This window comes from Luteococcus sp. Sow4_B9 (assembly GCF_052116585.1).
Lineage (GTDB): Bacteria > Actinomycetota > Actinomycetes > Propionibacteriales > Propionibacteriaceae > Luteococcus.
In genome coordinates this window covers 23,489-31,168 of sequence record NZ_JBQKKT010000028.1, presented here as the reverse complement: position 1 = coordinate 31,168, position 7,680 = coordinate 23,489, and the positions used below count along the sequence as shown (strand labels likewise).

The following is a 7,680-nucleotide window of genomic DNA, read 5'->3' as shown; positions in this document are numbered from 1 at the left end:
AAATGAAAGTCACACCCAACGGTGGACAGCCGCAAACGGAGCGACCGCCCCAGACCACCTGAACCGAGCCTCGGCCAAGGCCCGACCTGAGGTCAATGGAACTAGTAGCCGAGAGTCGGACGACGTCGCGGTGGGCAGAAATTGCATCGCAGGGCCACGTGAAGACAGCTAGGGTCTCGTCATGCCGTCGTTTGCAGATGAAGTCATCAAGTCCCACGGGGTCGTGCTTCGCCCACTCACCGAGGCCGACGTTCCCGCGATCGCGATCGCCTGCTCCGACCCGCAGACCCAGAAGTGGCTTCCCCTGCCCCAGCCCTACACCGAGGAATCCGCACGGTTCTTCGCGCTGGAGATTGCACCCCAGGAGCTGGCCAGCGGCACCGCCCTAGAGCGAGCCATCGAGGTCGACGGGCAATTCGTCGGCGTGATCGGGCTCAAGAGAACCGACTGGGACGTGGCCAAGACTGAGGCCGGCTATTGGCTCGGGCCGTGGGCTCGTGGCCGTGGCATCACCGCGCGAGCACTCGCCGCCATCACCGACTGGGCCCTCGACACCCAAGGCATTGGCCGCGTCGAGGTCCTCGTCGCGACTGACAACGCGGCCTCGCTGGCCACGGCCCGCAAGGCGAAGTTCATCCAAGAAGGCACGCTCCGCCGCGCCGGATATGTCCATGAGGGCAAGGTCGATCTCGTCATCCTCAGCAGGCTCGTCGACGATCCCCGACCCCAGTTCTGACGCGCACTTTTGCCGCGAGTGTCACGGCTCTGCCGCCAGGCGTCAGTCATCGTTCGACAAGGAGTTTCGGTGCTCAAGTCCCTGAGCTGCGTGGGCGCCCGGACAAAGTCCCGACGAACACCCAGCAGCCGATTTCGTGTGACGTTGTAGTACAATTTGGTCATGGGTCAGGTCCTCCACTGGGACGATGAGACGGCGCACTATGTGCGCTCGCGCCCCGAGCGCTACCCAGGCGGCTTGGGCATCGAGCCGAAGTGGACGCAAGAGGTCCTGCGCGATCCCAACCTCGCCGCCATGGAGCCTGACCCGAAGTCCCGGATGGGTGCCTCGCGGTTCATCGGGCAATCACCGAGCGCTGGGCGCGTGCTGACCGTCATCGCCTTCCGTGACGAGGACGGCGACCTTCACCTGATCAATGCCTGGCCGGCCACCGGCGCCGACCTGAGGCTCTACCGAGAGGAAGCCAGTCATGGCGAAGACGATGGATCGTGACCTTGCTGCCCGACTGCGCGCCGAGTCCGAGGCGACTCGAGACGACGACTACACCAACGGTGTTCGGCCGGCGCGTCCGAACCGCGCCAAGGTGTACTCGGTGAGGCTCAGCGAGCAAGAGCAGGCCAGGGTCGAGGCCGCGGCTGCTGCCCGGAACCTGCCCGCATCGACGCTGGTGCGCTCGTGGATCCTTGACCGCCTCGACGCCGAGAAGATCGCCTGAGCGACGCGATCATCTGCCGCTGGTCGAGCTGGCGGCAAGGCTGCCCAGGTGCGGGTCCCTGGCTGCCCGAACCCGGAGGTTCTGTGGGGCAGGCTCGTCCCGCTGACCAGCGAGCTTCCACGGTGGCTCGCACTGCGGGCATAGTCTGGAAGCGTTGCTCGAGACCGTCGTCCGATGTCGGCACCGCGACCAGGGCCATAGCGTCGGCACATGACTCCACCGGTCCGGCCTCAACCTCAAGCGGGAAAGAACCGCTCCAAGTCTGCCGCGTGCCTTCACGCCTGGTCAGGAGCCACGGCGGTTGTCGCAGCCGGCCTGACGATCGCGGCTGCAGCAGTGCCTTTCCCCATCAGCCAGCTCCTTGTGGTCGGCACCACTGTGGTTCGTCCGAGCCACGTCTGTGCCTTGACAGTCACCCTCTCGGCCATCTGCCTCGTCATCCATGCCGCCACACGTTCGCGACGAACACCAACAGAGCGTCTGGTGTCCTGGCGATGGGTCGCCAGACGGCTGACTCGGTCGCTAGTGGCTCTGACCACGCTCCTCGCGCTGGGTTGGAGCATCGTGAGTGACCTCCCCAGCACCTACCACGTGCTCGAGCCGTCCGGCCCGGATGGCTGTCTCGTCGTTGTGGATGAGAGGTCCTTCCTGCTCTTGGGCTCGGGAGTTGTCCATGTCCTTCCTGCAGGGAGGTGGACCACGTCCCCGGTGAGCCAGTACTCCGCCGATGACGGATACAGCCCGATCAGCCTGGGGACCTATAGCCTCACGTGGCAAGGCAATGTGGGTACCCTCCAGCTTCGCGGCACGGAATTTGAGCCTGTCTGGCCGGAGTATCACTACATCACTTGCCGCTGACATCGCGTCCAATCGATCGCTGCGCGACCCCATCTCGGGGATCGGCAAGCCCGAGCCCTTGCGGCACATGCGCCGGCGCCTGGCTCACGCTGGTCGCCGCCAGTCTGGTTCGCCTCGTCGGCGACCATGCAGGTTGGGCACTGCTGCCCCGCAGGACCAGCTGTGCCATCGCCGGGACAGCCGTGCCGCAAGTGGCCACTGAACTGCTGTGGGTGCTCAGCGAGAACACCTACACCGGCGTCTACGGCCGGATCGGCACACAGTCGCTGGCCGCGATGGCCCTCACCTATCCCCTGCAGAGCATGATCTTCGGGCTCACCGGCGGCCTGGCAGCCGCTGCCATCCCGATCATGGGAGATCACCTGGGCCATCAGCGACGCGACGCCGCACTCGGTGACGCCCGGCTGCTGCTGCGGATCGGGATGGGTGGCGCGGTGCTCCTCGGCGCGGGGCTTGCCCTCGTCGCTCCCCTCTACGTGGACCTCTACTCCGTCGATCACACGGCCGCGACCCAGGCCACCGCCGTGCTGCGGATCCTGGCCGTGTACCTCGTGTTCAAGGTGGCCAACCAGGTGATCTCGGGCGGCATCCTCCCCGCCGGTGGAGACAGCCGCTTCCAACTGCTCAGCGAAAGCCTCGCCGCGTGGCTCGTCGGCGTGCCGCTTGCCCTGGCCGGCGCCTTCATCTGGCTCCTGTCACTGCCCTGGGTCTACGCCATGCTCAGTCTGGAGGAGGTCGTCCGCTTCCTGATCGTGCGCCATCGCTTCGGCTCCGGGAAGTGGATGCGGATCACCGCCTGACGTCAGGTACCTCCACGCCCCTGACCCATGCCGTGGAGTCATCACTTCATTGCCCTGACTGGAACCCCACTTCACGATGTGGGGGCGGCATCACCACATCTGTTCCCGTGGGCGAGCCGAGTTGGCCCGGCCCGGTGCTATGCTCCGCCACGTACACGTAGGTGCCCGTCAGGGCCCAACAGAGAAGCCGGTGTGAGTCCGGCGCGGTCTCGCCACTGTGACAGGGAGGCCGCACTCACGATGCCACTGGCCCTTCGGGGCTGGGAAGGCGAGTGCGGCCCATGAACTGGAGCCAGGAGAACTGCCTGCGTGTCCGTTCAGGAATCCACGCAGATGGAGGGAACGAAAATGGGCGCACACCCGTGCCCGCTACGAGCCGCTGTTGGCCGGTCACAGGTCAGCCAGTCGGCAGTGTTCTGCTGCCTGGATTCTCTTCCGGATGCTTTGGCATCCACGATCCTGGAGAGAAACCACCATGAAGAAGACCCTCGCCGCCCTCATGACGGCCGCCGTTGTCCTGACCGGATGCGGCGTCTCGGATGACTCGGCCTCGTCGGGAGCCCCGCACACGCTGCGCCTGGTGACCGTCTACCCGGCCAACACCACCGACCCGCACGTGGTGCAGACGGCCTTCGTCCTGAATTCTGGCACCGTCGAGACGCTGGTCAAGCTGGACATCAAGACCGGGGCCCTGTCCCCCGGTCTGGCCACGGCCTGGACCCAGAAGGGCCATACCTGGCAGCTCACCATCCGCAACGGGGTCACCTTCCACAACGGCAAGAAGCTGACCGCACAGGTGGTGCAGCAGAACATCGACCGGGCGATCAGCAAGAACCCGGGCGTGAAGAAGCTGCTGCCGATCGAATCCATGAAGGCCGACGGGCAGACCCTCACCATCACCACCGACAAGCCCTATGCGGGCCTGATGAGCGAATTCATCCACTTCAACACCGCCATCATCGACCCCGAGGCCGGCATCGAGAAGCCCGTCGGCACCGGGCCGTTCAAGTTCGACAGCTTCAACACCACCGGGGCGGCCGAACTGAGCCGGTTCGACGCGTACTGGGGTGGCAAGGCCAAGCTGGAGCGGGTCACCATGACCGCCAACCAGGACGCGAATGCCCGGCTGCTGGCGCTGCAGTCCGGGGAGGCCGACGTGATCTACCGACCCTCCACCGAAACCCTCGACGGGTTGAAGAAGGACGACCGGTACACCGTCGAGACCCGGACGGGAACCCGGGTCTACCACCTGCTGTTCAACTACAAGGGCCCCCAGGCCGCACTGTGGGCCAAGGAGCCCTTCCGTCGGGGAATCGACGCCTTGATGGACCGGCCGGCCATCGCCAAGACCGTGATGAGCGGCTACGCCGAGCCCACCGACAATCCCTTCCCCGGCAAGACCGCCATCTCCCCCGGGCAGGTGACCCGGCCATCCGGCAAGGAGGCGGCACTCAAGTACTTCCAGCAGGCCGGGCTGGAGGTCAGCAATGGCAAGGTGACCAGCAAGGGCAAGCCGCTCACGATGAACATCGTCACCTATGTGGCACGGCCCGAGCTGCCCCAGATCGCCCAGGTGATGGAGAACTCCGCCAGCCAGGTTGGGATCAGCTTCAAGATCGTCACCGCGGACAACATCGACGAGCACCTGACCAGCAAGGAATGGGATGTGGCCACCTACTCCGCCAACACGGTGACCCGGGGCGACGGTTCCTACTTCATCCACGGCTCGCTCACCCACGGCGGCGCGCAGAACCATGGGCAGCTGGATGACCCTGCCTTGAACAAGCTGATCGAACAGTTCAACAGTGCTCCGAACACCGAGGAACGAGCCACGGTTGCCAAGCAATTGGGGATCACGGTCCGGGAGCGCCAGCTGAACAGCTACCTGGTGGCCCCCATGGAGACTGCCGCCTTCGCCAAGGGCGTCACCGGCTGGCAGACCCCCACCAATGAGTTTGAGTACCCGATGATCACCAAGGACCTCGACCGTGCTTGACCCGCTGGTCCGGCTGGTGCGACCCGCGGGCGGGATCCTGTTCAGCATCTGGTTCCTCACCGTGGTGAGTTTCCTGGTGGTGGCCCTGGCCCCCGGCGACGCCGCACTGTCGGTGCTGAGGGTGGATACCATTGCCCTCAGCCAGGACGAGATTGCCGCCTACCGCGCCCAGCTGGGGCTGGATGACCCCTTGGCCATCCGGTACTGGCGCTACCTGTCGGGACTGCTGCGCGGCGACCTCGGGATGTCGGCGATGACCGGCCAGACGGTGGCACACGAGTTGGCCAAGGCCCTGCCCGCAACCGCCCTGCTGGCCTTGACCTCGATCGCCATGACCCTGACGACGGTGCTGACCCTGGGGACCCTGGCCGCCACGCATCCGGGCACATGGATCGATCGGCTGGTGGCTGCCGGGTGCTACCTCGCCGCCTCCATGCCGACCTTCTGGCTGGGCCTGCTGCTGATCCAGTGGTTCGCCGTGGACCTGCGGCTGTTGCCGGCCTCCGGCTGGCGCGACGGCGCGGGGCTGATCCTGCCCTGCGTCGCCCTGACCGTCGCCATGGCCCCGCCCTTCATCAAACTCTTCCGGAACTCCTTCCAGGAGAGCCAGCACCGCGACTTCGTCCGTTCGGCCCGCGCCCGGGGAGTCCCCGAACGGGCGCTGCGCCGCCAGCACATCCTGCGGGCCAGCCTGATCCCGGTCATCACCATGATGGGCGTCAGCCTGGGCAGCCTGCTGTCCGGCTCCGTGGTGGTGGAGGCGGTCTTCGGGCTTCCCGGGGTGGGCAAGCTCGCCGTCGAGGCGGTCACCCGACGCGACTACGCCGTGATCCAGGGCTTCATCCTGGTGCTCGGCATCGCCATCATCGGGATCAACCGGTTGGTGGACCTCAGCTACCGGTGGATCAGCCCCGAGGTCCGGCTGAAGGGAAAACGATGACGATCAACCGCAACACCGTGACCCTGGCCACCGCCGTCGTCCTGCTCCTGCTGGTCGGACTGGCTGGCCCCTGGCTGGCCCCGCACGATCCGCTCCGGGTGGACCTGTCCCAGGCGCTGCTGCCCAGCAGCTGGCAACACCTGGCCGGAACCGACCAACTCGGCCGCGACATCTGGTCCCGGATCCTCACCGGTGGCCGCACCACGGTGGGGATCTCCATGCTGGCCCTGGCGCTCTCGGCCGGGATCGGCGTGCCGCTCGGCCTCTACTCGGGCTACCTGGGCGGCCGGCTCGACTGGGTCCTGATGCGGCTTTGCGACGCCTTCATGGCCCTGCCGGAATATGTGGTGGCCATTGTGCTGACCGGCCTGTTGGGGCCGGGCGTGCTCAACCTGGTCTTCGCGATCGTCGTGGTCAAGTGGATCGGCTACACCCGGCTGGTGCGCAGCATCGTCGTGGAGGAGAAGACCCGGGACTACTTCATGTCCGCCAGGATCAGTGGCGCGCGGACCACCCGGATCATCCACCGGCACCTGGTCCCGCACGTGATCGGCCCCGTGCTCAGCCTGGTCACGCTGGACATCGGCAAGATCGTCCTGCTGGTGGCCTCCCTGTCCTTCCTGGGGCTGGGCGTGCCCCAGCCCTCCCCGGAATGGGGCGCCATGCTGAACGAGGGGCGGGCCTACTTCGGCCGGACCTCGCTGTTGATGTTCGCCCCCGGGTTGGCGATCTTCGTCGTGGTGCTGCTGACCAGCCTGGCCGGCGACGCACTGGCCCGGCAGTACTCCACCGACCCCACCCGGATCACGACGGGAGCAGCGACATGACCCTGCAGATCCAGGACCTGAGGGTCACGGCACCCCGCGGAGTGGAATTGGTGCACGGAATCGACGTTGACGTGCGGCCCGGCGAATGGTTCGCACTGGTGGGCGAGAGCGGCTCCGGCAAGAGCGTGACCGCCCATGCGATTGGGGACCTGCTGCCGGTTGGCCTGACTCGCACGGCCACCATGCTGCGGCTGGGCGAACATGACCTGCTGACCCAGGGCCGCCGGAACATGCGTCGGATCCGAGGGACGGAGATCTGCTACGTCTTCCAGAACTACGCCGGGGCCTTCTCCCCGTACCACCGGATCGGTGCCCACATGGCCGAGGCGCTGCGGGCGCACAGGACGACGAGCAGTTCGGCCTATCGCAGCACCATCCTGACCGCGCTGGAGGAGGTGGGACTGGACCCGGAGGCCACGGCCAGCCGTTACCCCTTCCAGCTCAGCGGCGGGCAGTTGCAGCGGGTGGTCCTGGCGACGGCCGTCATGGCCCGGCCACGGTTGTTGATCGCCGACGAACCGACCACCGCCCTGGATGCCGTGACCCAGGCCGACGTCCTGGCCCGGATCGACCAGCTGCGGACCAGGACGGGCTGTGCAGTGCTGTTCATCACCCATGACCTGCGCTGCGTCCGGGCCCACGCCGACCGGATGGCGGTGCTGCGCCACGGCGAGATCGTGGAACAGGGCGGCGTTGCTGAGATCGCGGCCCGCCCCAGCCATCCCTACACCCGCGGATTGTTCGCGGCGCTGCCGCCGATCGATCGGGACCTGGACCGGCTGCCGGTCACCCAGCAGGGAGCGTGAGC

Annotated in this window: 8 protein-coding genes and 1 riboswitch; all 8 genes read left to right on the top strand. The window is 66.7% G+C overall.

Features of this window, described 5'->3' with window-relative positions; translation table 11 throughout:
• Nucleotides 1-181 precede the first annotated feature (181 nt).
• The 8 genes from ACTQ49_RS13360 (at nucleotide 182) to ACTQ49_RS13325 (ending at nucleotide 7,678) form a co-directional block, all read left to right on the top strand.
• The gene (locus ACTQ49_RS13360; protein ID WP_441828332.1) at nucleotides 182-736 is read left to right on the top strand and encodes a GNAT family N-acetyltransferase; all 555 of its coding nucleotides are present in this window, start codon (nucleotides 182-184) and stop codon (nucleotides 734-736) included.
• Between the two features lie 162 nt (nucleotides 737-898).
• A complete protein-coding gene (locus tag ACTQ49_RS13355; protein WP_441828331.1) occupies nucleotides 899-1,228 on the top strand; it encodes a hypothetical protein in 330 nt (109 codons plus the stop codon).
• The gene (locus ACTQ49_RS13350) at nucleotides 1,206-1,451 is read left to right on the top strand and encodes a hypothetical protein (RefSeq protein ID WP_441828330.1); all 246 of its coding nucleotides are present in this window, start codon (nucleotides 1,206-1,208) and stop codon (nucleotides 1,449-1,451) included. The genes ACTQ49_RS13355 and ACTQ49_RS13350 overlap by 23 nt, the downstream gene beginning before the upstream one ends.
• A 1,049-nt stretch (nucleotides 1,452-2,500) precedes the next feature.
• Nucleotides 2,501-3,109, top strand: coding sequence for an MATE family efflux transporter (locus ACTQ49_RS13345; protein ID WP_441828329.1), 609 nt, complete (start codon nucleotides 2,501-2,503; stop codon nucleotides 3,107-3,109).
• Nucleotides 3,110-3,251: 142 nt separating this feature from the next.
• Nucleotides 3,252-3,432: riboswitch (cobalamin riboswitch) on the top strand.
• Nucleotides 3,433-3,584: 152 nt separating this feature from the next.
• A complete protein-coding gene (locus ACTQ49_RS13340; protein ID WP_441828328.1) occupies nucleotides 3,585-5,105 on the top strand; it encodes an ABC transporter substrate-binding protein in 1,521 nt (506 codons plus the stop codon).
• On the top strand, nucleotides 5,098-6,045 hold the full coding sequence (locus ACTQ49_RS13335) for an ABC transporter permease (protein ID WP_441828327.1): 948 nt from the start codon (nucleotides 5,098-5,100) through the stop codon (nucleotides 6,043-6,045). The genes ACTQ49_RS13340 and ACTQ49_RS13335 overlap by 8 nt, the downstream gene beginning before the upstream one ends.
• Entirely contained in the window at nucleotides 6,042-6,872 is an 831-nt protein-coding gene (nikC, locus tag ACTQ49_RS13330) for a nickel transporter permease (RefSeq protein ID WP_441828326.1), read from the top strand. The genes ACTQ49_RS13335 and nikC overlap by 4 nt, the downstream gene beginning before the upstream one ends.
• Nucleotides 6,869-7,678: an ABC transporter ATP-binding protein gene (locus ACTQ49_RS13325; RefSeq protein ID WP_441828325.1), complete on the top strand. Its 810-nt coding sequence runs from the start codon at nucleotides 6,869-6,871 to the stop codon at nucleotides 7,676-7,678. The genes nikC and ACTQ49_RS13325 overlap by 4 nt, the downstream gene beginning before the upstream one ends.
• Nucleotides 7,679-7,680 lie beyond the last annotated feature (2 nt).